The organism is Vibrio sp. nBUS_14, assembly GCF_051201655.1.
GTDB lineage: Bacteria > Pseudomonadota > Gammaproteobacteria > Enterobacterales > Vibrionaceae > Vibrio.
Genome location: NZ_CP179206.1, coordinates 1,163,832 through 1,188,765 on the forward strand (window position 1 = coordinate 1,163,832; position 24,934 = coordinate 1,188,765).

The following is a 24,934-nucleotide window of genomic DNA, read 5'->3' on the forward strand; positions in this document are numbered from 1 at the left end:
TTATAGGTTATCAAGATCGTTGAACGAGAAAGGTAACGGGTACAGTGAAATATTATACACGGAAACGAAAAAAGCCAACTCAATGAGTTGGCTTTTCGATTTTCCAATTAAGGATAATATGGTGGAGGGAGACGGATTCGAACCATCGAAGGCAGTGCCGGCAGATTTACAGTCTGCTCCCTTTGGCCACTCGGGAACCCCTCCAGGGTGTGTCTTACTTTTCACAAAGTAAGCCTAAATTGATGTTTTCCCATAAGCCCATCAACTAGGTTGTTCTCTTAACTCTCGAAAGAGGTAAGAAGAATATGGTGGAGGGAGACGGATTCGAACCATCGAAGGCAGTGCCGGCAGATTTACAGTCTGCTCCCTTTGGCCACTCGGGAACCCCTCCAGGGTGTGTCTTACTTTTCACAAAGTAAGCCTAAATTGATGTTTCCCATAAGCCCATCAACTAGGTTGTTCTCTTAACTCTCGAAAGAGGTAAGAAGAATATGGTGGAGGGAGACGGATTCGAACCATCGAAGGCAGTGCCGGCAGATTTACAGTCTGCTCCCTTTGGCCACTCGGGAACCCCTCCAGGGTGTGTCTCACTTTTCACAAAGTAAGCCTAAATTGATGTTTTCCCATAAGCCCATCAACTAGGTTGTTCTCTTAACTCTCAAAAGAGGTAAGAAGAATATGGTGGAGGGAGACGGATTCGAACCATCGAAGGCAGTGCCGGCAGATTTACAGTCTGCTCCCTTTGGCCACTCGGGAACCCCTCCAGGGTGTGTCTTACTTTTCACAAAGTAAGCCTAAATTGATGTTTTCCCATAAGCCCATCAACTAGGTTGTTCTCTTAACTCTCAAAAGAGGTAAGAAGAATATGGTGGAGGGAGACGGATTCGAACCATCGAAGGCAGTGCCGGCAGATTTACAGTCTGCTCCCTTTGGCCACTCGGGAACCCCTCCAGGGTGTTTTTCCTAACTCATAATGGATAGGCTAAAGAGATGTTTTTCCCAACGCATCTCTCAAGTTCGGAGCGCATCATAGCAAACACGTTAAACCTGTAAAGAGTTTTTCTTATGGTTTTGTGTTGAATGCTTCCTTTTTGGGCAAAGATGGTGAAAAGTATGCATATTGCTCGGGAAGTGAACATCTGTATTAAGGTTTACGTATTAAATAGGTAACACCTTGAGGGAACTGGCTTTCTGTATTGTGTTTTATTTATGTAATTAGCCAAGAAACGTAAATGGAATTTAATCTAGATTTACACTTCTTGACGTTACATCATTCATCAGTTGATAGAATACGGTTAATTTCATTTATAGATATTAAATCTTACTTGCAGACCATTATTATGAAGCATAAATCTGTTTTAACCCTGCTTAGCTTGTCTATTCTTATGGCGTCTCCAGCCGTACTCGCAAAACGTCAGGGGCCTAGCACAGTAACGGTTGTTACTGAGCAGGTCGATATTCACCAAGTTAGCCAATCTCTTTCGTTGGTCGGTAAGTTAGAAGCCGAGCAATCTGTAATGATCACTTCTGAAGTGGCTGGCAGAGTGGACTCTATCAACATCAAAGCTAATCAAGATGTCACTCAAGGGCAGATGATGGTTCAATTAGATGACGACAAAGCAAAAGCTGCAGTAGCAGAAGCGCAAGCGTACCTAAAAGATGAGCAACGTAAGCTAGCGGAATTTCAACGCCTAGTGAAACGTAACGCGATTACGCAAACTGAAATTGATGCCCAGAAAACCAATGTAGAGATCGCTAACGCTCGTTTAGCCGCTGCAAATGCCAACCTGAAAGATCTGCACATCAGCGCGCCATTCTCGGGTACTGTTGGTTTTATCGACTTTAGCCGCGGTAAAATGGTGACTGCAGGTACTGAACTAGTGACCCTAGATGACCTATCGGTAATGCAATTAGACCTTCAAATTCCTGAGCGTTACCTTTCTAAATTGTCTAAAGGCATGACAGTAACGGCTCGCACCAGTGCATGGGGTGAGACTCAGTTCACGGGCACTGTGGTTGGCATCGATTCTCGTATCAACGCTGAAACCTTGAACTTACGAGTTCGCATCCATTTTGATAACAACAATGATTACTTGAAACCGGGCATGCTAGTGGCCGCGGATATGGACTTTCCGTCAGTTGAAGCACCGATTATCCCAGTTCAAGCGCTTGAGTATTCAGGTACGAAGCGTTTCGTCTATGTTATCGATGAAGATAACAAAGCAACTCGTACCGAAGTCTTTCTTGGGGCACGTATTGATAACGAAGTCGTGATCGACAAAGGTATCGAGATTGGTCAGAAGATCGTAGTGCAAGGGATCGTAAATATGCGTGATGGTGTGTTGGTTCAAGAACTTGCCGTCAATCGACCCGCTAAACTTGACGGCGATACCGCTAATCTTGATGGCAACAAAGCTAAACTTAATGAAAATACAGCAACTCAAGAAGGTGCGAACTAATGTTGTTATCTGATGTTTCTATAAAGAGACCAGTAGCGGCTATCGTATTGAGCTTGCTCTTGGTTGTATTTGGTATTGTATCGTTTAATAAACTGGCTGTTCGTGAGATGCCTGACATTGAAAGCCCAGTAGTGTCGATCAGTACTCGTTATGAAGGTGCATCAGCCTCCATCATTGAAAGCCAAATAACCTCAAATCTCGAAGACCAACTCTCCGGTATCAGTGGTATAGACGAAATTGAGTCAACCACTCGAAATGGTTCTTCAAGAATCACGATCACTTTTGAACTTGGTTATGATCTTAATACCGGTGTCAGTGATGTGCGTGATGCGGTAGCGCGTGCTCAACGTTCGTTGCCCGATGAAGCTGATGACCCGATTGTTTACAAGAACAATGGTAGTGGTGAAGCGTCAGTTTACATCAATCTAAGCTCAACCGAGATGGATCGAACGCAGTTAACCGATTACACCGAGCGAGTGTTGATTGACCGCTTTAGTTTGATCTCCGGTGTAAGTTCAGTAGACATCTCGGGGGGCTTGTACAAAGTAATGTACGTGAAGCTGAAACCTGCTCAGATGGCTGGACGTGGTGTGACGGCTTCTGATATTACGCAGGCGCTGAACAACGAAAATATTGAAAGCCCGGGCGGTGAAGTGCGTAACGATGCGATTGTGATGTCGGTTCGTACCGCTCGTTCTTTCACTGAAGCAAAAGACTTCGAATACCTAGTCGTTAAACGTGCTTCTGATAACACACCTATCTACTTGAAAGACGTAGCGGATGTTTACATTGGCGCAGAAAACGAGAACTCGACCTTTAAGAGTGACGGCGTTGTTAACGTAAGTATGGGGATTGTGCCTCAGTCAGATGCGAACCCACTTGAGGTGGCTGACTTAGTCCATAAAGAAGTCGAAGCAATTCAAAAGTTCTTGCCTGACGGTACTCGTCTAGCGGTGGATTATGATTCAACGGTATTTATCGACCGTTCAATCTCAGAAGTTTACAGCACACTCTTTATCACCGGTGGCCTGGTTATCTTGGTGCTTTACATCTTTATTGGTCAAGCACGTGCAACACTTATTCCAGCGGTAACTGTACCTGTATCTCTGATCTCGTCGTTTATTGCGGCGTACTACTTTGGCTTCTCTATTAACCTGATCACTTTGATGGCACTTATCCTGTCGATTGGTTTGGTGGTAGATGATGCGATTGTGGTGGTTGAGAACATTTTCCACCACATTGAACGTGGTGAGTCACCACTGCTTGCTGCCTATAAAGGTACTCGTGAAGTAGGCTTTGCGGTAATCGCAACAACGCTTGTATTGGTTATGGTATTCCTACCAATCTCGTTCATGGATGGCATGGTTGGCCTATTGTTTACCGAGTTCTCTGTATTGCTCGCTATGTCGGTGATCTTCTCGTCTGTCGTAGCATTAACGTTAACGCCAGTGTTAGGCAGTAAAATTCTTAAAGCGAACGTGAAACCAAATCGCTTCAATCGATTTGTAGAACGTGTGTTTGGCAAGCTAGAAGCTGGGTACAAAGCGATATTGCGCCGTGCTTTAAACTGGCGTTGGGCAGCTCCAATCATCATTATCGCGTGTATGGGCGGTAGCTATGGCTTGATGCAACAAGTGCCGTCGCAACTGACGCCTCAAGAAGACCGTGGTGTTATCTTTGCGTTTGTTCGTGGTGCTGATGCAACCAGTTACAACCGCATGTCTGCCAATATGGACATCGTTGAAGAGCGCCTAATGCCGCTGCTTGGTCAAGGTTTCTTGAAATCGTTCAGCATTCAATCGCCAGCGTTTGGTGGTAATGCGGGCGACCAAACTGGCTTCGTTATCATGATCCTAGAAGATTGGGACGAACGTGATGTCACGGCGCAAGAAGCCTTGAACGAAGTTCGTAAATCTTTGAATGGGATTCCTGATGTGCGTGTATTCCCATTCATGCCTGGCTTCAAAGGGGGTTCAAGTGAGCCAGTTCAGTTTGTTCTTGGCGGTTCTGACTACACTGAGCTTCAGAATTGGGCAGAGCTATTAAAGCAAGCGGCTGAAGACTCTCCAATGATGGAAGGTGCGGACATCGATTACTCTGAGAAGACACCAGAGCTATTGGTTACCGTAGACAAGCAGCGTGCAGCTGAGCTAGGTGTGAGTGTTTCTGATATTTCAGACACGTTAGAAATCATGCTAGGCGGCCGCAGTGAAACCACCTTTGTTGACCGTGGTGAAGAGTACGATGTTTACTTGCGTGGTGATGAAAACAGCTTCAACAACGCCAACGATTTAAGCCAAATCTACATGCGAACTCAGTCTGGCGAGCTAGTAACGCTTGATACGCTGACGCACATTGAAGAAGTGGCATCATCGATTCGTTTGTCGCACTACAACAAGCAGAAGTCGGTGACCATCAAAGCGAACATAATGGAAGGTTACACGCTGGGCGATGCTCTTGATTTCCTTGATGAACAAGCGATTGAGCAGCTTCCGGGTGATATCTCAGTGAGCTACTCAGGCGAGTCTAAAGACTTCAAAGAGAACCAATCGAGTATCTTAGTAGTGTTTGCGCTAGCGATGTTGGTGGCGTACTTGGTATTGGCCGCACAATTTGAGAGCTTCATTAACCCGCTCGTGGTGATGTTCACCGTACCTATGGGCATCTTTGGTGGCTTCTTAGGCTTGGTGTTGATGAGTCAAGGGGTCAACGTATACAGCCAGATCGGTATGATCATGTTGATAGGTATGGTGACCAAAAATGGTATCTTGATCGTAGAGTTTGCTAACCAACTTCGTGACCGTGGTATTGAGTTTGAAAAGGCGATCATTGATGCTTCAGCTCGACGCTTGCGCCCAATCATGATGACGGCATTCACCACGCTAGCGGGTGCAATCCCATTGATTACCTCAACAGGCGCAGGTTATGAGAGCCGAGTGGCGGTGGGTACGGTTATCTTTTTCGGTATGGGCTTCGCGACACTGATAACTTTGTTCGTCATTCCTGCAATGTATCGACTGATCTCTGGCTCAACACGTTCTCCAGGTCACGTGGAAGCAGTTCTAAATAAAGAACTCAGTCATGATAACGTGGGAAGAACTTCTCACGGTTAATGAACACGTACGACTAATGAACATGGAATAGTGTAACAATATAGAAAAGCCTGCGTTTGCTCCTAGCGAGTGGCAGGCTTTTTTTGTATAACAAACAGAGCTCAACGAATTAATACAATAAACCGAATAAAGGAAAGTAAAGTGGCTGAATTTAAATACAAAGATCTTTCTCAAGAAGAACAAGATAAGCTGGATGCAGCAACCTTTCGTCGCCTGTTAGCACACCTAGACAATAATAAGGATGTTCAGAACATCGACCTTATGATCTTGGCTGGCTTCTGCCGTAACTGTTTCAGCAAGTGGTACAAAGCGGAAGCTGAGCAACAAGGCCTAGACTTGGATATCGATGACGCTCGTGAGCGCGTATACGGCATGACTTACGATGAGTGGAAACAAAACCATCAGCCAAAAGCGACACCTGAGCAACTAGCGGCGTTTGAAGCGAAGCAGAAGCCAGAATAATTGTTCTCGCTAGAGATTGATTAATAGAACAAATCAAAAAAGAGCCATTAAGGGCTCTTTTTATTTTGGAAGCTTGTTCTTGGCTAAGTGCTTAAACTAATTCACCCGATTGAGAGAAAGCTTCTAACTTTGCAGCGTAAGGCTTTAGGTCACCAATGTTGTTGTTCACCCACTCGTCATTGAAGTAAGTGTCCAGGTAACGCTCGCCGCTATCACAAAGAAGGGTAACGATAGAGCCTTTCTCACCACGCGCTTTCATCTCGCTTGCCAGTTGAAGCACACCGTACATGTTCGTACCCGTAGATGCGCCAACCTTGCGACCAAGAATGTCAGACAACCAATGTGTGGTTGCGATGCTTGCTGCGTCTGGGATCTTACGCATTTCGTCAACCACACCTGGAATGAAGCTTGGTTCTGCGCGTGGACGACCGATACCTTCAATCTTGCTGAATGTGTTGCCTTTCACACTCGTATTGCCTGTTTTGAAGTACTCATGGAATACTGAGTTTTCAGGGTCGACAACACAAAGCTTAGTCTCATGCTGTTGGTAACGAATGAAACGGCCGATCGTTGCTGAAGTACCACCCGTACCCGGGCTCATTACTACCCAATTTGGAACTGGGTGATCTTCCATCTGCATTTGATTAAAAATCGAGTTCGCGATGTTGTTGTTACCACGCCAGTCAGTTGCACGTTCAGCGTAAGTAAATTGGTCCATGTAGTGGCCATTAAGTTCCGTCGCTAAGCGGCGAGACTCGTCGTAAATTTCATCTGAACGGTCAACAAGGTGTGCTTGGCCGCCGTAGAATTCAATCTGTTCAATCTTTTTCTTCGCTGTGCATTTTGGCATTACCGCAATAAACGGAAGACCAAGTAGGCGAGCAAAGTACGCCTCAGACACAGCCGTGCTGCCAGATGATGATTCAATGATCGTTGTTTCTGGGCCAACCCAACCGTTACAGATAGCGTATAAGAACAGAGAACGCGCTAAACGGTGCTTCAAAGAGCCTGTTGGGTGTGTGCTTTCATCTTTAAGGTAGATATCAATGCCTTCGATGCTTGGAAGGTTTAGCTTGATAAGGTGCGTATCCGCTGAGCGTTGGTAGTCGGCTTCAATTTTACGAATCGCGTTGTTAATCCATTGATGGTCAGTGCACATAAGCGTTCTCCTGATCTTGTGTAGGAATTTTTTGTAATTGGTATGGTTATAATTTAGCTAGAATTCGAGAGAAAAACTTTGCCATATTTGCTTTTTTTTGACTAAAATGTAGAAAATTATGCTCTTTAAATGCGATTTGGTGAAAGTGTGATAGATGCCGTAGATAAAAAAATATTAGGGTTGTTACAAGAAGACAGCACGCTGTCACTGAACGATATTTCTGAAGCCGTTAACCTCACGACAACGCCTTGTTGGAAAAGGCTGAAGCGTCTTGAAGAGAACGGCATTATTGAAAAAAGAGTGGCGTTGCTGAATCCTGAGAAGCTTGATCTTGCTTTTACCGCGTTCGTATTGGTGAAAACAAGTAACCATTCTCATGAGTGGTATGGGCGCTTTGTGAATACTGTGTCGGACTTTCCAGAAGTGATGGAGTTCTATCGAATGGCTGGCGAGTATGATTATATGATGAAGGTTCAGGTTAAAGACATGAAGTGCTTTGATGATTTCTACAAGCGCTTGGTGAATAGTATTGATGGTATCTCGAATGTGACCTCGACGTTTGCTATGGAGCCATTGAAGTACACGACAGCTCTACCGCTTTAAACTATACCGAGCCTCACGTTATATTTTGTCTCAGTTGATACATTGCCTCTGCGATATAGAAAAGGATTACTCATGTTTGCAAAAATCTCTACCGCGATCCAATTAATGTTAGCTGTCGCTATTTTTTACTTAGGTTACACCCTCTACTCATTCACTAACAAAGTTGGTGAAATTGTCGATACCTACCCTCAAGTTATTGAAGATATCTCAATGCTCACCAAAGACTTAAAAGTAGAAGAGTGGCTGGTACTGGCAGAGCACATCGACGAGCTGGCGCCAGAGGTGCTCAATACTGTTGAAGATATTAGAAAGACGGTTGAAAAGGTAAACACAACGGTAGCGTCGGTCGACAGTAAAATTCCTGCTATTTTAGACGAAGTAAAAAATATTCGAACGGAAGTCGAGCAGGTGAGAACTGATGTGATTCCACCAACGCTGACCGAGCTCAAGCGCTACCGTGTTGATGTGATGCCACCAATGCTTGCTGAAAGTAAGTCGTACCGGGAACAAATGATACCTATGGTGATTGCCGAATCTGAAATGCTCAGAGCTGAAGTCCCTGCGATTTTGTTACAAGCAAACCTATTGGCTGACAAGAGTAAGGAATTAGCTCAAAGTGCGGCAGAAGGAGCGGTTAAAGGCGTGGTGTTATCCCCGTTTAACCTGCTTAGAGATGCGGGCGATGGCATTAAAACGCGAGTGCAAGGTGAATTGGAGCCTACGCTAGAGACTGAATAGAGAGTGTTGACTATTGAGTAGCAACCTTTGCTCGGCGTTATGAAAAAGAAAAGAGGCTAGGCTTTACCTAGCCCCTTATTGCTAACTAGTGCTTGTATATTGTTTGTAAAAAGCGCCTATTCATTACTTAGTAAAGCGCATCACACCTTCTTGAACCGCAGTCGCGACTAAATCACCTTTTTGATTGAAGATCTCGCCTCGCACCAGGCCACGAGTGTTTGCTGCTGTCGGGCTTTCAATCGCATAAAGCAACCATTCGTCCATCTTGAATGGGCGATGGAACCAGATCGAGTGGTCAATCGTCGCGACTTGAAAGTTTGGCGTCATAAGTGACACTTCATGCGGGTGAAGTGCCGTAACCAAGAACCCCCAATCTGACGCGTAAGCAAGCAAATATTGGTGAATGAGTTGGTTATCTGGCAACGCACCGTTCGCTCTCACCCACAAATATTGTTTTGCTTCAGTCTTTTTAGGCTTCAGTGGGTTAACGACAGTAACAGGGCGCATTTCAATCGGCTTTTCGCCACAAAAAGTCTTACGCAGTTTTTCAGGTAAGAACTCAGCAATATGGCTCGCTAACTCAGTTTCAGATGCAAAGTTTTCAGGCCCAGGGATGTTTGGCATTTCATTCTGATGTTCAAAACCTGGCGCATCACCATGGTAAGAAGCCGTGAGATAGAAAATAGGGCGGCCATTTTGAATCGCTTTAACACGGCGCGTGCTGAAGCTGCGTCCATCTCTTAGGTTCTCAACATCGTAAATGATTGGCTTTTCAGGATCGCCGGGAAATAGAAAATAACTGTGGAACGAGTGAACACTACGGTCATCTTGAACAGTATAACGAGCCGCGGAAAGCGCTTGCCCTAATACTTGACCACCATAAACCTGTGGTAGGCCGAGGTTCTCACTTTGCCCGCGGAACAGACCTTCTTCCAGCTTCTCTAGCTGAAGTAAACTTAATAATTCTTGTAAAGGTTGACTCATCGCTAGCATGCCTCTTGGTAAAATGGATGTCAGATTATTGTGTTAATCATTTAGCTTAGTCAGATATCTGTCAATAAATCATAGGGTTTCAAGACAGAATATGAAAGCTCTCTTATAATTGATGAGTAGATTTGCCGAGTCCGGCAAACATGTTGAGAGAAATTGAATATGAAAAAGGCTCTAATTCTTATTACGTCTTTAGTATCGTTTGGCCTACTTGTTGGTTGCCAAGCAACGTCAGAAACGAACATTTTTCAGGAAGTAGTTGCAGAGAACGCTCAAGTGATTTCAGGAACCGTAAGCTATCGCGAAAGAATTGCATTACCCGAGAATGCAGTGGTTACCGTAACGTTGGAAGATATTTCTCTGGCTGACGCACCATCGACCGTTATCGCGACTCAAGAATTTACTGCTGATGGTAAACAAGTCCCGTTCGCATTCGAGCTGAGCTACGACAACAACAAGATTCAACCGAACCACCGTTACAACATGCGCGCAACGATTCATGTTGACGGCAAACTGCGTTTCACAACTGACACCATTAAGTCAGTGATTACCGACGTAGAAAACACGCAACAAGCAGACCTACGCTTGGTTGGTGTTCGTTAATTAGAAATGGATCCCAATATTAAGGCATCTTGCTAGTTGATTAGTTGATTAGTTGTTTAGCTAATTCGTCGACTCGCTAACTAGTGATTAATGGCAGTTCTAGGGCTGCCATTTGTATATTCTGAGTTTAACCTTCCCTGTATCACTGACTTCAATCCCTTCTTCGACCAGATGCTGCATCTGGCGGTCAAACGAGTCACCTTTCAAAGATATCTCACCCTTACTATTGAGCACCCGATACCAAGGGAGTTTGCTACCTTCTGGTAAGTTACCTAATGCTTTACCTACATGTCGTGCATACCCCGGAAAACCTGAAAAACGTGCTATGTCTCCATAAGTTGTTACTTTTCCATATGGAATTTGGTGAATCACTGCAAAGATTTGGGGAAAAAATTGGTCCATACTAAATGTTCCTAGTTCATAAATACCAATCAAAGTAAGTAAGTGTTCAAAAATAGCGCAGGAAAAAAGCTTGAGAGCAAGGCAGATTTTTTCGAGTTTTTTAACAAGCTAGGGTGACCAGTTAATTACTACGATTGGTATGGTACCACGGATCGGTAGAAGGAGAGGGCTATGGTATTTTCAACGTTTCAGTTCTTGATAACCACATTATTAGCCGTTGTTTGTGCGAGAGCAATTAGTTTAAGTGAGGGAGATATCCCAGTACTTGCAATGGTCATCCCTGCATTATGGATATTACCGCAGGGCGGAATTGCAGGATTAATTCTGCTTGTTTCCATGACGACTTATGGCTTAACGCTGCCCCTACAGCCCATCACGCTCTCTGTTAGTGCGTGGGTGCTATTCCCATTATTGATGGTGGTCTTTTCAAAACGCAGTAGCTTGTCGGTTGTTATTATTTCGGGATTAATTGTCGCGACCCTACAAGTCGGGATTATGGTGACCCAATCCGCTGGTAAGCTCGATGGCGCTCCTTGGATTACCACACTGCAAACCTTGTCGATCATCATGATTTGGTGGGCGGCGAATCACCTTAAGCCAGCTAGCCGACACAGCTGGTGGTCATTAGGCTTGATTCTTCCATTATGGATGGCCGATTTACCTTACGCGGCTTTGGTTGCATTGTGTGTTACAGGCATCATGGCATCTATGGAAACACTCACTCGCTTGAAAACCTTCCGTTGGAATACACTACTGTGTTGGACATTGCCGACAGTTGGCTTTGCCGCACTAGTGATTACACCCAGCATAGAGGTACCAAGCCCAGTCTTTGTGGTGTGGTTATGTTTGTTGGGCACCGCATGGATGACAGACTACATCATCCGCACGGAAGAGAACGAAGACGCCGACCTCTAGCTGAAGTGAATGATATTTCGCTCGTAATGATAAAGGCGACCACATGTGATTTGAATGAATGCGTTATGAAATAAAGACAAAGGTGGTGCTTTATCCGACAGTTTTACGGCGTGTTGGGTAAAGGGTAATCACTTAAACCACATTTGTTTAAAAAGAGTCGCTTTGTGCTTGCAATGGTTGCTGCGATGCTTAATAATCCAATCACTCTTTGAGGCAAGCCTCTTAGAAAAATAATCTATGGAGGCTCTGGTCCTCCCGCAACACTAACTTGTGAACTCGGTCAGGCCTGGAAGGGAGCAGCCGCAGCAGGCGACGTGTGTGCCGGGATGTGGCTGGGGCTTCCACCCATTTGAAGCCTGCAATATATGTTCGCATAAATTGCAGGCTTTCTTCATATTTGCACCATAAGTCTTCATAGTCTATTTTTTGTTGTAGGTTTACAACAAAAGTGATTTTGCTATGTTCGACCAAACCAAGAAATCATCTCACGTACACAACATCTGTAAGTTCATGAGCTTGAAGAATGATGCTGTTGTTCGCACTCTCTCCATTTTGGAGTTCGATTTCTGCTTTCACCTCGAATATAACGCAAACATTAAAAGTTTTACCTCTCAACCTTTTGGCTTCCACTATCAATTCAATAATCGTAAGTGCCGATATACCCCAGACTTTTTAGTAACAGATCACAACGAGCAGTCAACCCTCTTCGAAGTAAAACACTCTAGTCAGATTCTCAAACCTGATTTCAGGAATAGATTTGAAGAGAAACAAAGAGTTGCGTTGAATGAGTTCAACAGACGCTTAGTTTTGGTTACTGAGAAACAAATTAGAATGGGATCGACGTTAGATAACTTTAAGTTACTACACCGTTATTCCGGATTGCGAACCGTGACTGAGTTTCAAAAGCTAGTATTGGCGTTTATTCAACGAAAACAAATGGTGCAGCTACAAGAGGTGTCTTTGTATTTCGGTTTATCGGAGCAAGACACACTTATCTCTACTCTTCCTTGGATCTCTTCAGGGCAAATCAAAACAGACCTCAACAATATTGGCTTTGGCCTTGAAACTTACGTTTGGTGTTAAGTATGCCATCGGACTCTAACAACATATTTGGGTTCTTTGATGAGTTTGAAGCTTCAGAAGAAGAGTCGCAGCAATTACCAATAAAGCTAATCCAAGAACCTATTGAAATACATTCAACTATCGATAGTCAATCAAAGAAGGTACAACAAGAAGTTCTCCGTCGTATCAAAATCATCGCGTTTGTGGAAAAACGTTTAAAAGGTGGATGGACCGAGAAAAACCTGAATCCCATCTTAAGTCTCGTTGAATCAGAATTACAGCTTACTCCTCCGAGTTGGCGAACCTTAGCAACATGGACAAAGTCCTACTTTGAGGCAGGAAGAGATCCATGTGCGCTTATTCCAAGGCATACGTTTAAAGGCAACCGACAAAAAGAAATCGATTCTCAATCTTTGGTCGATGAAGCAATTAACAGCATATACCTTACCCGAGAAAGACTTAGCGTTGCTGAAGCATACCGATACTATAAGAGTCGAGTGATTCAAATAAATCGTGAGATTGTCGAAGGTAAAATAAAGCCAATTGCTGAACGTTCTTTTTACAATCGAATACACGACTTACCTCCTTATGAGGTAGCGATTGCAAGGTTTGGCAAACGATACGCAGACAGAGAATTTCGTTCGGTTGGTCAGCAAGTAGCTTCGACCAAACCAATGGAATATGTAGAAATTGACCATACCCCAGTACCGGTGATTTTGATTGATGATGAGTTAGATATTCCTTTAGGGCGCCCCTATCTGACGATGCTTTATGACCGCTTCAGTAAGTGTATCGTAGGGTTGAGTGTGAATTTTAGAGATCCCAGTTTCGACTCTGTGCGCAAGGCTTTGCTTAATACTTTAATAGATAAAAGCTGGTTGAAAAATAGCTACCCTTCTATAAAGAATGATTGGCCATGTCACGGAAAGATTGACTACCTAGTTGTTGATAATGGCGCTGAATTTTGGACCGACAGCTTAGAAGACTCTTTAAGGCCATTCGTAACTGACATTCAATATAGTCAAACTGCTAAACCTTGGCGAAAGTCAGGGATCGAAAAGCTGTTTGATCAGATGAATAAAGGGTTAGTGAATTCACTACCTGGAAAAACATTCACCAACCCTACTCAACTACAAGATTACAACCCAAAGAAGGATGCGGTGGTTAGAGTTTCTGTATTTCTTGAATTACTTCATAAATGGATTGTCGATTATTACCACATGGCACCAGATTCAAGAGAACGTGATATTCCATACCACAAGTGGAACCAATCGGAATGGACTCCCTCCTACTACGTTGGTGCTGAGAAGGAGCAGTTGAGAGTTGAGCTAGGTTTGCTTAGATACCGAACTGTTGGAGTGGCAGGGATCAGGCTTCATAACCTACGCTATCAGTCCTCAGAACTTATTGAATACCGTAAATATTGGGCGTCCAACAATGGCAAAAAGCTGTTTGTTAAGACCAAAACAGACCCTTCAGATATCAGCTACATCCATGTTTACCTAGAATCGGAAAAGAGGTACATAAAAATTCCAGCGGTAGACAACAGTGGATATACAAAAGGACTGTCCCTTTTTGAACATGAGCGCATACAAAAAGTACGCAGGCTCAATACTAAGCAGCTTGCTGATGATGAGGCGCTTGCGGATACATTTCTGTATATGAAGAAACGTATTAGGGAAGAAACCGACAGGTTCCGCAGTGCCAAAAGTAATAAGGGTAGCTTGCCTAAAACGGGTAATACTTCGAAATTAGCAAAGTTCAATGATGTGGGCTCAGAGGGTCCAAGCTCAATCCTTACAACTCCGACCAAAAAAGAAGCTGCGGTCGTGTTCGATGTTTCAGAACAAGTAGCTGATGATGACTTTGAAGATATTGAGGGGTATTGATTTGAACTTAACATCTAGACAGTTTGAGCAACTAAAGTCCTTTGAAACCAGCTTTATCGAGTATCCATCTATAACTGAAATCTATTCTATCTTCGATCAGCTTCGTTTTAATCACTCCCTTGGCGGTGAACCGGAGTCTTTCTTGTTAACTGGTGAGGCCGGAAGTGGAAAGACGGCTTTGATTAACAACTATCTATCACGCTTTCCGTCGAGTGGCACTTGGAGCAAACAACCTGTTCTTAGCACCAGAGTGCCAAGCCGCATAAATGAACAGAATACGCTTACGCAGTTTTTAGTCGATTTAGATGGAAAGTCAGGCGGAAGAGGTACTCGACGACGTAATGAAATTGCTCTTGGTGAGGCTGTTGTAAAGCAACTTAAACGTAAATCTGTTGAGCTGATTATCGTCAATGAAATTCAAGAGCTTGTGGAGTTTTCTACAGCAGAAGAAAGGCAAGCTATTGCTAATACGTTCAAATACATAAGTGAAGAAGCAAAAGTCTCGTTTGTGTTGGTTGGTATGCCATATGCTGATGTGATTGCGACAGAGTCACAATGGAATTCGCGATTAAGTTGGAGACGAAAGATTCATTACTTTAAGTTGTTTAAAGCTAACAGCTATTCGAGTGGAACGGCATCTTATAATTTTGACTTGGAGCAAAAAAAGCACTTTGCTAAATTTGTTGCTGGTTTGAGTGCGAGAATGGGCTTTGATGAACCGCCAGTGCTTACAAGAAATGAAGTGTTATATCCTTTGTTTATTATGTGTAGAGGGGAGTGCCGAGCGTTAAAGCACTTCTTGAAAGACGCACTACTTATGAGTTTCAATGAGAACGTCGATACGATAGACAAAGAGATATTGTCGCGCACGTTTTCATTTAAGTTTCCCTACTTGGATAATCCCTTTAATTGTCCTGTAGAGGAGCTTCGTCTTCATCAAATTGACTCTGGATCGTCTTACAACCTAAATGCCATTACTTCAGAAGATAAGATACTAGCTCCACGATTTACGGATGCAATTCCGTTGAGCATGTTATTGAGCAAAAATGGACTTAAAGCTTAAGCATTACTTCTCGTTCTTTAGATTCTCCAACAACACAGCCTTCTCTTCATCACTCATCTTATCAATGGCGCACGCTAACTCAGCGCTCAATTCGCTCCTACAGAAAAAGTAGTTTAGCGGCACATCTAACTCTTCAGCCATACGTTCAAGCGTACCAATATCGGGTACATGCCTGCCTTTCTCGTAATGATTCATACGACCGCTAGCAGAACTCTGCTCCATACCAATTTTCACCCCTAAATCTTTTTGGGTGATCTTGGCTTTTTTACGCGCAGCTTTGAGCCTCGCTGGGATTGGGTTGTCTTTTTGCACTTACACATTTCTTTTCAACCTTTAGATAACTTAGATTGTCTAAGTTTTACTGATTTTTGTATACTTAGCAATCCTAAGTTTTATTGCCTGTAAGAGTCACATGAAGAAAGTAATCAGAATTAACCCTCACATGTTTAACCTATTGATTGAAAAGGGGATGGACAATTTCTCCGTCACAGAAGCTAGAGATGCTTTGCTAAACAGTGCTTCAACCTTCTCGAGTAAGGACGACGCGCGGAAGTATGTTTATAAGCAACTTCTATCATTTGAGGAGAAAGGCTGGCTTTCTGTCATTGGGGCTCGTAGAGACAAACGCTACCACCAAACTAACGAATTCAAAGCGCTCACAATTGAGCCTAGAGTGGCTAGAAATAAGAAAGCTAAGGTCGATTCAATGGCTGTTCAAACTCCAGAGTGCTCTCTAAATGCACTAGAGCAAGAGAAGAAGCAGCATGAAGGCGAACTGGCGATTGCTTTGGGCGAGATTGAGGAATACCAATCGTTGTTAACGCGTTTCCCAAACAACAAGCAAGATATGCAGCCGCTATTTAATGCGGCAAGAGAACGCTCAGCCAAGCTATTAGGCAGAATTAATGCACTAACCAACTGGATGCAAGTCGCCCAAAGTAAGGCTCCTCAATGTTAAGAGCATGGCAAGCCGAGTGTGCAGCTCAAGCTATCGAGAAATTCACTTTAAACAAGCATTCACACTTCCTCTGCCAAGCTACCCCTGGAGCGGGTAAAACCGTTATGGCCGCCGAGGTCGCGAGTCGGTTATTTGAACAAGGCATGATTGACTTAGTGCTGTGTTTCTCCCCTTCACTGACTGTTGCGGAAGGGATGAAAAAGACCTTTTCATGGAAACTAGAATGTTCCTTTAATGGAGGCTTGGGTTCTCTTGGGGGCTCTTACACCTATCAATCAATCCGTTTTTTAGAACAAAACTTTTGGAACACCGTCAGTAAATATCGAGTCTTAGTCGTATTTGATGAGATCCACCATTGTTCGTTTGATGACGAGGGGCGGTCAAACTCATGGGGGCTAGAAATTGTCTCGAAGATCCAAGGCTTTGCTCATTATACTTTGGCGCTGTCGGGCACTCCTTGGCGTTCTGATCGACTACCAATTGTTATGGCCGAGTATTCTGATCCTGATGGCAAGGTTGTTTGCGATTACCAATACGGCTTGCAACAGGCCGTTGAAGATAAGGTATGCCGCCGCCCTAAAATCGTTTTAATCGATAATGAACACCTGAGTGTTAAGGCTGGCAGTGACAATCAACATTTTGCCTCTATTCTTGATTGTCTTAAACAATCCGATGTCTCTTATCAAAGCGTCATTCACAACGAAGACGCTATGAATTACATATTAAATAGTGGTTGCCAAAAGCTAGCGCAGATAAGGCAAGATTCCCCAAGAGCTGGAGGCTTAGTGGTTGCCGCTTCTATTAAGCACGCTAAAGACATTCAAAAGCGACTTGTTGAGCAGTTTAATCAATCAGCATGCATAGTGACTTATCACCATGATAATCCGTTACACGAAATTGAGTCCTTCCGTCACTCAAAGGTTCAGTGGATAGTCAGTGTTGGGATGATAAGTGAAGGAACGGATATTCCAAGGCTTCAGGTTTGCTGCCACATGAGTTCGGTAAAAACGGAACTGTACTTCAGGCAAGTGCTCGGGCGAATTTTAAGAATCAATGACTCACCCAATCAAGAAGCGTGGTTGTATACCTTTGCTGAAGAAAGTTTGATTGGGTTTGCTGAAAGAATTGAGCAGGATATTCCAAAGTCGTGTCTATTTATTAAATCGAATGAACAGAATGAAGAATCAGATAAGGCGCAGAGTTTTACTCCTACAGATTTGTCGAATGATAAGATTATGGTATCTGGGGAGTCCTCAATTCAACTAAATTGGTCAAAAACCGACGGGGTTCAAAACGCTTTTTACTCTGATTTCGAAGATTATGATGAGTTACGTTTAGGTGATTTTAAACAAAGAGTTATCGCAACATTCACTTAATCACACCGTGAATAATGCGCACTCGGATTTATATTGGCTTTACGATATACTGATTAGCTATTGAGTCTCTCTACGAGTAATCCAAATGGTCAGCAGCATTAATAAAGCTAAGTTATCTGAAACCGACATCATTACCAAATTCATACTTCCTGCGATTAAAGAGGCAGGGTGGGATGATATGACTCAGATTCGCCAAGAAGTGAAACTGCGCGATGGTAAAGTGATTGTTCGAGGCCAAGCTGCTGCTCGTCAGAAAGTAAAATCAGCTGACATCGTACTTTATCATAAGCCTAGTATGCCGCTTGCGGTGATTGAGGCAAAAGCCAATAAGCATGAAGTTGGTAAAGGCATGCAACAAGGCATGGTATACGCTGGCCTGTTAGAGGTGCCATTCGTTTTTGCATCGAATGGTGATGGTTTTATTTTCCGAGACTTAACCAACCCAACTCAACTTGAAACGGAAATTCGTTTAGAGGATTTCCCAACACCTCAGCAGTTGTGGGAAAAGTATTGTGCTTGGAAAGGGTATAAAGAAGAACATCTGCCAATTATCACCCAAGATTACCATGATGATGGCAGCGGTAAATCACCGCGTTACTACCAGCTTCAAGCTATCAACAAAACAGTAGAGGCCGTTGCTGCTGGCCAAGACAGAGCCTTACTAGTCATGGCGACGGGTACAGGTAAAACCTACACCGCATTTCAAATTATCTGGCGACTTTGGAAAGCCAAAGCCAAGAAGCGAATTCTGTTCCTAGCGGATAGAAATATTCTCGTCGATCAAACCAAAACGAATGATTTTCAGCCGTTTGGCACGGCAATGACAAAAATTACAGGTCGCAAAGTCGACCCTGCCTTTGAGGTTCATCTAGCGCTTTATCAAGCGCTTACGGGGCCAGAAGAAGAACAAAAAGCCTACAAGCAAGTCGACCCTAACTTCTTTGACTTAATCATCATTGACGAGTGCCACCGTGGTAGTGCTTCAGAAGACAGCGCTTGGCGTGAAATTCTTGAATACTTTAGCAGTGCGACTCAAGTCGGTTTAACGGCAACACCAAAAGAGACCGATGAAGTATCTAACATCGAGTACTTTGGCGATCCAATTTATACCTACTCTCTTAAAGAAGGTATTGAGGATGGCTTCTTAGCCCCTTATAAGGTCGTTCGTGTCGATATTGATGTGGATGTCCAAGGTTGGCGACCAACCAAAGGGCAAACTGACAAAAATGGCGAAGTGATTGAAGATCGAATCTACAACCAAAAAGATTTTGATCGCACTATGGTTATTGATGAGCGTACAGAGCTTGTCGCACAAACCATCACCAACTATCTGAAACGCACCGACCCAATGGCCAAAACCATCGTGTTCTGTAACGACATCGACCATGCAGATCGCATGCGCCGTGCATTGGTAAACTTGAACCCTGAGCAAGTTAAGAAGAACGATAAATACGTAATGAAGATCACGGGTGATGATGACATTGGTAAAGATCAGCTAGACAATTTCATCAATCCTAAGAAAAAGTACCCTGTTATTGCCACGACTTCAGAGCTAATGACGACGGGAGTTGATGCAAAAACCTGTAAATTAGTGGTGCTTGATCAAGGTATTCAATCGATGACCAAGTTTAAGCAAATCATTGGTCGTGGTACTCGTATTGATGATCGCTATGGCAAGCTTTGGTTCACTATCTTGGATTTCAAAAAAGCGACAGAACTGTTTGCTGATGAACGCTTCGACGGAACTCCAGAACGCGTGAAGGTCACTACGCCAGAGCAGTTCGAAGATGAAGAAGATTTAGATGACATCATCGACGGCGTTGATGATGTCGATGTTGATAACCCATTCGGTGATGAAGACATTGATCCTGATTCAATTCAAGAACCAGAGGCTACCTATGGTGAAGATTTTGGAAGCTCCCCTGAAAGTACAGGCGGTGCAGACGATTGGGATGATGAGAATCGAGTTCGCAAATTCCATGTGAATGGAGTTCCAGTAAAAGCGCTCGCTGAACGCGTCCAATATTACGATTCAGACGGTAAGCTTGTGACCGAGTCATTTAAAGACTACACCCGAAAAACCATGGTGAAACAGTTCTCCTCTTTAGATGAGTTCACCAAGCGTTGGAACGAATCTGACCGCAAGCAAGCCATTATCGATGAGCTAGCCGAAGCCGGTATTCTATGGGAAGCGCTAGAAGACGAAGTGGGTAAAGACATGGACCCATTCGATATGATTTGTCATGTCGTTTACGATCAACCTGCTTTAACTCGTAAAGAGCGCGCCGATAACGTGAAAAAGCGTAACTACTTCACTAAATATGGCGATACCGCGCAGCAGGTTCTGAACAACCTTCTCGACAAGTATGCTGATGAGGGAGTGCAAGAAATCGAAAACATCCACGTTCTTAAAGTGAAACCTTTCGATGAAATGGGCAGACCGTTAGAAATCATTAAGAAAGGCTTTGGTGGCAAACTGCAATATTTAGAAGCGGTTAATGAACTGGAAGCTGCTATCTACCAATCTGCTTAACAATATTCACACCGTGTAGATACGAAAACCTTTAAGGCCGCTAAATTAGCGGCCATTTTCATTGTCGTTGAACAGGTCTAGTTCTGCCGATAGCTCCGTTAGCTGATCGGTCAAATCACAATTTATACATTCATGTTCAACATACTTGGGGAGTACAGTTCCTAGCTTTAACGCTTGGTAATCTGGGTGTTCCGACAGTATTAATAAGTACTGTTTTAGCCGTTCGTCAGGTGTCGATTCTCGTTGGAGTTGTTTTTTAATATTTTGGCCAAGCTTACGAATATAATCTTTGTCAGTCTCTTTAAAGTCATCGTTAGCATTGAGCTCATCATAAAGCACACTTGCAAGCTGGCTATGGCTCCAACCCAAGGCATCCAAAGCTTTTTGAATCTGTTTTTGCTTTTGTTTTGTCGCTGTCCCCATTTGTCCCTAACCCCCTAGTTATTATTACCTTGTCTTAGCGAAGACATCTTAATCACGAAAAAAAGGACAAAATCATGACTAAATCAAAAGCACCAATGACACCAGAAGCCGCTGCTCGCATTCAAGGTAATGCCGCAAAACAAAACGGTGGGCAAGTTCCTAAAGGCGACTTTGCTGGCCGAGCTCAACGCGCAGCTGCTCACAACCAAAAACAAGGGAAATAGGAGTTCATCATGAATAAACCAGCTTCAAGTACACCTAAAGGTGGCGCTAAGCCGAATCCCAATTACCCAAGCACGACGGGCAAACCATCGGGCGGTGGTCGCGGAAACACACCTAAGCGCTAATAATTAAAGGAGGGGTAGCATAATGCTGCCTCTCCTTTTATGAGCATCTGTTGGCGTGTTGCTTGAATGTGCGAAGAAATATAGCTTGATCTGATTTGTAGTCTGAATATGCCACATCATTTTCTGTTTTTTCTAATGCGCATAAACAAGTTTCCCGTTTACTTTCATACCAACTTACCGACACCATATTTTTGCTAGAATTCACGCAAGTATCGACAATCGCGTATTCCACTTCGAGAGGATACCTTTCTTTGTCTAACCCGCTTTCAACAGCGTAACCCCCTAGGGCTCCAACCAGTAAAGCGGAGCTAGCAGAAACGAGCTTTCGCTTGCTGAACTTAAACCCTTTAAAACTCTTCTCACACTCTGAACACGATATGTTTTCTGCAAATTCAATCTCATTGTCCTTCTGGCAACGAGGGCATTCTATTTTCATTATTTAGCCAACTGTATTTATGATTATGATTTTATAAGTTCAGGCTATAGATTAATGAATCTTATATCTATGGTTTCATAGAACTAACTTCATTTTTTTTGACCTAGTTCTGCTATAATTCGCGACAAATTTCAGTTGTTTAAAAGTAGAAAAACATGTCTATCAGTTCAGTTATCAAATCCATTCAAGACATCATGCGTAAAGATGCGGGTGTCGACGGTGATGCACAGCGCCTTGGTCAAATGTCTTGGTTACTTTTTCTTAAAGTATTTGACGCTCAAGAAGAAGAGTTAGAACTAGAACTGGACGACTACAAATCACCAATCCCAGAACAATATCTATGGCGTAATTGGGCGCAAGATGTCGAAGGCATTACCGGTGAAGCACTGCTTGAGTTCGTAAACGATGACTTGTTCTACAAACTGAAAAACTTAACCGCACCAGTTGACCTAAACCCCCGTGGTTTTGTAGTGAAAGAAGCCTTTAGCGATGCGTTTAACTACATGAAAAACGGTACGTTACTGCGCCAGGTGATCAACAAGCTGAATGAAATTGATTTTACTGATTCTTCAGAGCGCCACCTGTTTGGTGATATCTACGAGCAAATCTTAAAAGATCTACAAAGCGCAGGTAACGCGGGTGAATTCTATACGCCTCGTGCCGTTACACGCTTCATCGTCAACCGATTAGATCCAAAGCTTGGCGAAGCGATTATGGACCCAGCAACGGGTACCGGCGGCTTCCTAGCGTGTTCGTTTGACCACGTAAAAGACAACTACGTGAAAACAGCAGCGGATCACCAAACACTGCAAAAGCAAATTCACGGTGTAGAGAAGAAGCAGCTTCCGCATCTATTGTGTATCACCAACATGATGCTGCACGGTATTGAAGTACCAGTACAAATTAAACACGGTAATACGCTTAACAAGCCGCTTTCAAGTTGGGATAGCAACATCAACGTAATTGCGACCAACCCGCCGTTTGGTGGTACCGAAGAAGACGGCATTGAGAAGAACTTCCCTGCAGAAATGCAGACGCGTGAAACTGCCGATCTGTTCTTACAGCTTATTATTGAAGTGCTTGATGAAAACAACGGTCGAGCAGGCGTAGTACTGCCAGATGGCACATTGTTTGGTGAAGGCGTTAAAACCAAAATCAAAAAGGTGCTTACCGAAGAATGTAACCTGCACACCATTGTGCGTTTACCTAATGGCGTGTTTAACCCATACACAGGCATCAAAACTAACATTCTGTTCTTCACCAAAGGTAAGCCAACCAAAGACGTATGGTTCTACGAGCACCCATACCCAGAAGGCGTGAAGAACTACAGCAAAACCAAACCAATGAAGTTTGAAGAGTTCCAACAAGAAATTGATTGGTGGGGCAATGAAGAAGACGGTTTTGCAAGCCGCGTTGAAAACAATCACGCTTGGAAAGTGCCAATCGCCGACATCATTGAGCGTAACTTCAACCTGGATATTAAAAACCCATACCAAGGTGAAGTGATAAGCCACGATCCAAACGAGTTATTAGAGAGCTACCAACAGCAGCAGCAAGAGATCTCTCAGCTTCGTAATCAACTTAAAGATATTCTAGGTGAAGCCCTGAATTCGTCCGTGGGTGGTGCTGAATAATGAGTGTAGAACAGACCTCTATGAATCAGTTGATCACCGACAATATCGACATTTGGACTTCAACCGTTAAAACCAAATCCGCCTCTGGTCGTGGCAGCAGCAAAAAGCGCGAGCTTTATGGCGTAAAGAAACTGCGTGAGCTGATTTTAGAATTGGCAGTGCGCGGTAAGTTAGTGCCCCAAGACCCAACGGATGAACCAGCATCGGTACTGCTAGAGCGAATTGCGGAAGAAAAAGCGCAGTTGGTGAAAGAGAAGAAGATTAAGAAACAAAAAACTCTTCCCGAAGTTACTGAACAAGAAGCCCCATTCAGTGTTCCAAAAGGTTGGGAATGGACGAGACTTGGCAATTTAAGTAGTGATATTCATTATGGGTATACGGCTTCAGCGAAGCCCGACTCGGAAGGGGTCAGACTTCTTAGAATTACCGATATTCAGAATGATAAGGTGAATTGGGGGACAGTTCCAGCTTGTGAAATTACTGATGAAAAAGCAAAATCTTACTTACTTGAAAATGATGATATTTTAATTGCTAGGACTGGTGGGACTATAGGAAAGTCATATCTTGTTGAGAATATCGACTTACAAGCCGTTTTTGCATCATACTTGATACGTGTAAAAAGAATTAAAGCAGTCTACGCACCATTTATTAAGGTATTTTTAGGAAGCCAGCTGTATTGGAAGCAATTGATTGAGAACTCTGCTGGAACAGGGCAACCTAATGTAAATGCAACAGCTCTAAAGCAGTTGTTATTTATAATGCCACCATTCGAACAACAACACCGCATCGTCGCCAAAGTCGATGAACTCATGACACTCTGCGACCAACTAGAGCAACAAACAGAAGCCAGCATTGAAGCGCATCAGGTATTGGTAACAACGCTGTTAGACACGCTAACTAACTCTGCTGATGCCGAAGAGCTAATGCAAAACTGGGCTCGAATTAGTGAGCACTTCGATACCTTGTTCACCACCGAAGCGAGCATCGACCAGCTAAAACAAACCATCCTGCAACTGGCGGTAATGGGTAAGCTATCAAAGCCTTTAGATTCTGATACACCTGTTTCAAATCATTTGGATAGTATCCTAGAGCAACAAAAGTTAACTGCTTCAGCCAAGGAGTTTAAGCTTATAGAAGCTGAACTCGAAAGCGCCAAAGCTGAAGTTGGTGCTAACAGGGTGATGTTAAAAGCCCGATGTTTTTGTGACTTCATTACAAAGGGAACAACACCAAGTAAAACAGAGTTACTAGAAATCGGAGATGTACCTTTCTTAAAAGTTTATAACATTGTAGATAATCAATTGGACTTTGATTACAGACCAATTTTTATTTCTCAAGGTGTACATGAAGGAAAACTAAAGCGATCCATGGCAAGCCCAGGGGATGTGATAATGAACATTGTTGGACCGCCTCTAGGTAAAGTGACGATTCTTACTGATCAATATACACAATGGAATATGAATCAGGCATTAGCTGTTTTTAAACCAGTAGATGTCGTTTTCAACCGTTACCTTTATTACGTATTATCTTGTGACTTGACTCTAAACTCAGTTTTAAAAGAAGTGAAAGGGACTGCTGGGCAAGACAATCTGTCTTTAGAACAATGCCGTGATTTGCTTATTCCTATTATTGGTATTGAAGAGCAAAAAAGGTTAGTTGAGTTAGTCGACATACTACTAGAGCAATGTAAGTTTCTAAAAACTCGCTTAAAAGAGTCTCAAACAACACAACTACACCTTACTGATGCTATTGTTGAACAGGCTGTTTAG

22 protein-coding genes, 5 tRNA genes and 1 other RNA gene are annotated in these 24,934 nt (G+C 43.4%); 17 read left to right on the top strand and 11 right to left on the bottom strand.

All coding sequences use genetic code 11. The features are described 5' to 3' along the window. Positions 1–119: 119 nt before the first annotated feature. The 5 genes from ACMAZD_RS05375 to ACMAZD_RS05395 form a co-directional block, all read right to left on the bottom strand. Positions 120–204: transfer RNA gene (locus tag ACMAZD_RS05375), tRNA-Tyr, on the bottom strand. Between the two features lie 102 nt (positions 205–306). Then, positions 307–391 (bottom strand) — tRNA-Tyr (locus ACMAZD_RS05380). Positions 392–492: 101 nt separating this feature from the next. Further along, a tRNA-Tyr gene (locus tag ACMAZD_RS05385) sits at positions 493–577 on the bottom strand. Positions 578–679: 102 nt separating this feature from the next. After that, positions 680–764 (bottom strand) — tRNA-Tyr (locus ACMAZD_RS05390). A gap of 102 nt (positions 765–866) precedes the next feature. After that, a tRNA-Tyr gene (locus ACMAZD_RS05395) sits at positions 867–951 on the bottom strand. A 389-nt stretch (positions 952–1,340) separates the two neighbouring features. On the opposite strand from ACMAZD_RS05395, the gene ACMAZD_RS05400 reads away from it, so the two are divergent. From ACMAZD_RS05400 to ACMAZD_RS05410, 3 genes are all read left to right on the top strand, one after another. After that, on the top strand, positions 1,341–2,459 hold the full coding sequence (locus ACMAZD_RS05400; protein ID WP_435248828.1) for an efflux RND transporter periplasmic adaptor subunit: 1,119 nt from the start codon (positions 1,341–1,343) through the stop codon (positions 2,457–2,459). Then, positions 2,459–5,572, top strand: a complete 3,114-nt coding sequence (gene vexH, locus ACMAZD_RS05405) for a vibriobactin export RND transporter permease subunit VexH (RefSeq protein ID WP_435248829.1) — start codon at positions 2,459–2,461, stop codon at positions 5,570–5,572. The genes ACMAZD_RS05400 and vexH overlap by 1 nt, the downstream gene beginning before the upstream one ends. A gap of 141 nt (positions 5,573–5,713) precedes the next feature. Further along, complete coding sequence (locus ACMAZD_RS05410) at positions 5,714–6,034, top strand: DUF1244 domain-containing protein (protein WP_004736423.1); 321 nt, start codon at positions 5,714–5,716, stop codon at positions 6,032–6,034. A 91-nt stretch (positions 6,035–6,125) separates the two neighbouring features. On the opposite strand, the gene ACMAZD_RS05415 is transcribed toward ACMAZD_RS05410, so the two are convergent. Next, complete coding sequence (locus ACMAZD_RS05415; RefSeq protein WP_435248830.1) at positions 6,126–7,193, bottom strand: PLP-dependent cysteine synthase family protein; 1,068 nt, start codon at positions 7,191–7,193, stop codon at positions 6,126–6,128. A 129-nt stretch (positions 7,194–7,322) separates the two neighbouring features. On the opposite strand from ACMAZD_RS05415, the gene ACMAZD_RS05420 reads away from it, so the two are divergent. Together ACMAZD_RS05420 and ACMAZD_RS05425 are read left to right on the top strand one after the other, a co-directional pair. Further along, entirely contained in the window at positions 7,323–7,796 is a 474-nt protein-coding gene (locus tag ACMAZD_RS05420; RefSeq protein ID WP_318842411.1) for an Lrp/AsnC family transcriptional regulator, read from the top strand. A gap of 72 nt (positions 7,797–7,868) precedes the next feature. Further along, positions 7,869–8,534, top strand: coding sequence for a hypothetical protein (locus ACMAZD_RS05425; RefSeq protein WP_435248831.1), 666 nt, complete (start codon positions 7,869–7,871; stop codon positions 8,532–8,534). 123 nt (positions 8,535–8,657) lie between these two features. On the opposite strand, the gene tesB is transcribed toward ACMAZD_RS05425, so the two are convergent. Continuing rightward, a complete protein-coding gene (gene tesB / locus ACMAZD_RS05430; RefSeq protein ID WP_435248832.1) occupies positions 8,658–9,518 on the bottom strand; it encodes an acyl-CoA thioesterase II in 861 nt (286 codons plus the stop codon). 168 nt (positions 9,519–9,686) lie between these two features. Here tesB and ACMAZD_RS05435 point away from each other — a divergent pair, with 168 nt between their 5' ends. Then, on the top strand, positions 9,687–10,127 hold the full coding sequence (locus ACMAZD_RS05435) for a YbaY family lipoprotein (RefSeq protein ID WP_435248833.1): 441 nt from the start codon (positions 9,687–9,689) through the stop codon (positions 10,125–10,127). 99 nt (positions 10,128–10,226) lie between these two features. On the opposite strand, the gene ACMAZD_RS05440 is transcribed toward ACMAZD_RS05435, so the two are convergent. Beyond that, complete coding sequence (locus tag ACMAZD_RS05440) at positions 10,227–10,529, bottom strand: MGMT family protein (protein ID WP_435248834.1); 303 nt, start codon at positions 10,527–10,529, stop codon at positions 10,227–10,229. 171 nt (positions 10,530–10,700) lie between these two features. Between ACMAZD_RS05440 and ACMAZD_RS05445 the strand changes: the two genes are divergently transcribed. The 5 genes from ACMAZD_RS05445 to ACMAZD_RS05465 all read left to right on the top strand — a co-directional run bounded on the left by ACMAZD_RS05445 (position 10,701) and on the right by ACMAZD_RS05465 (position 15,458). Further along, a complete protein-coding gene (locus ACMAZD_RS05445; RefSeq protein ID WP_435248835.1) occupies positions 10,701–11,444 on the top strand; it encodes a hypothetical protein in 744 nt (247 codons plus the stop codon). 244 nt (positions 11,445–11,688) lie between these two features. Next, positions 11,689–11,785: signal recognition particle sRNA small type (ffs, locus tag ACMAZD_RS05450), an RNA gene on the top strand. A 118-nt stretch (positions 11,786–11,903) separates the two neighbouring features. Continuing rightward, positions 11,904–12,527 (top strand): TnsA endonuclease N-terminal domain-containing protein, encoded by a 624-nt coding sequence (locus ACMAZD_RS05455; protein ID WP_102557431.1) that lies wholly within the window; start codon positions 11,904–11,906, stop codon positions 12,525–12,527. Between the two features lie 2 nt (positions 12,528–12,529). Continuing rightward, positions 12,530–14,395, top strand: a complete 1,866-nt coding sequence (locus tag ACMAZD_RS05460) for a Mu transposase C-terminal domain-containing protein (RefSeq protein ID WP_435248836.1) — start codon at positions 12,530–12,532, stop codon at positions 14,393–14,395. Next, positions 14,364–15,458: a TniB family NTP-binding protein gene (locus ACMAZD_RS05465; protein ID WP_435248837.1), complete on the top strand. Its 1,095-nt coding sequence runs from the start codon at positions 14,364–14,366 to the stop codon at positions 15,456–15,458. The genes ACMAZD_RS05460 and ACMAZD_RS05465 overlap by 32 nt, the downstream gene beginning before the upstream one ends. Before the next feature lie 3 nt (positions 15,459–15,461). On the opposite strand, the gene ACMAZD_RS05470 is transcribed toward ACMAZD_RS05465, so the two are convergent. Beyond that, positions 15,462–15,770: a helix-turn-helix domain-containing protein gene (locus tag ACMAZD_RS05470; RefSeq protein ID WP_057623759.1), complete on the bottom strand. Its 309-nt coding sequence runs from the start codon at positions 15,768–15,770 to the stop codon at positions 15,462–15,464. 100 nt (positions 15,771–15,870) lie between these two features. Between ACMAZD_RS05470 and ACMAZD_RS05475 the strand changes: the two genes are divergently transcribed. The 3 genes from ACMAZD_RS05475 to hsdR all read left to right on the top strand — a co-directional run bounded on the left by ACMAZD_RS05475 (position 15,871) and on the right by hsdR (position 20,325). Further along, the gene (locus ACMAZD_RS05475) at positions 15,871–16,416 is read left to right on the top strand and encodes a hypothetical protein (RefSeq protein ID WP_435248838.1); all 546 of its coding nucleotides are present in this window, start codon (positions 15,871–15,873) and stop codon (positions 16,414–16,416) included. Beyond that, a complete protein-coding gene (locus ACMAZD_RS05480; RefSeq protein ID WP_435248839.1) occupies positions 16,410–17,792 on the top strand; it encodes a DEAD/DEAH box helicase in 1,383 nt (460 codons plus the stop codon). The genes ACMAZD_RS05475 and ACMAZD_RS05480 overlap by 7 nt, the downstream gene beginning before the upstream one ends. A gap of 85 nt (positions 17,793–17,877) precedes the next feature. After that, positions 17,878–20,325: an EcoAI/FtnUII family type I restriction enzme subunit R gene (gene hsdR / locus ACMAZD_RS05485; protein ID WP_435248840.1), complete on the top strand. Its 2,448-nt coding sequence runs from the start codon at positions 17,878–17,880 to the stop codon at positions 20,323–20,325. 45 nt (positions 20,326–20,370) lie between these two features. Here hsdR and ACMAZD_RS05490 read toward each other — a convergent pair whose 3' ends face one another. After that, positions 20,371–20,748, bottom strand: a complete 378-nt coding sequence (locus tag ACMAZD_RS05490) for an elongation factor Ts (protein ID WP_102403116.1) — start codon at positions 20,746–20,748, stop codon at positions 20,371–20,373. Positions 20,749–20,822: 74 nt separating this feature from the next. On the opposite strand from ACMAZD_RS05490, the gene ACMAZD_RS05495 reads away from it, so the two are divergent. Next, positions 20,823–20,972: a hypothetical protein gene (locus ACMAZD_RS05495; RefSeq protein ID WP_008220701.1), complete on the top strand. Its 150-nt coding sequence runs from the start codon at positions 20,823–20,825 to the stop codon at positions 20,970–20,972. A gap of 160 nt (positions 20,973–21,132) precedes the next feature. Here the strand turns inward: ACMAZD_RS05495 and ACMAZD_RS05500 are convergent, their stop codons facing one another. Beyond that, the gene (locus tag ACMAZD_RS05500) at positions 21,133–21,531 is read right to left on the bottom strand and encodes a hypothetical protein (protein WP_008220703.1); all 399 of its coding nucleotides are present in this window, start codon (positions 21,529–21,531) and stop codon (positions 21,133–21,135) included. Between the two features lie 155 nt (positions 21,532–21,686). Here ACMAZD_RS05500 and ACMAZD_RS05505 point away from each other — a divergent pair, with 155 nt between their 5' ends. Continuing rightward, on the top strand, positions 21,687–23,165 hold the full coding sequence (locus ACMAZD_RS05505; protein ID WP_435248841.1) for an N-6 DNA methylase: 1,479 nt from the start codon (positions 21,687–21,689) through the stop codon (positions 23,163–23,165). Continuing rightward, on the top strand, positions 23,165–24,934 hold the full coding sequence (locus tag ACMAZD_RS05510) for a restriction endonuclease subunit S (RefSeq protein ID WP_435248842.1): 1,770 nt from the start codon (positions 23,165–23,167) through the stop codon (positions 24,932–24,934). The genes ACMAZD_RS05505 and ACMAZD_RS05510 overlap by 1 nt, the downstream gene beginning before the upstream one ends.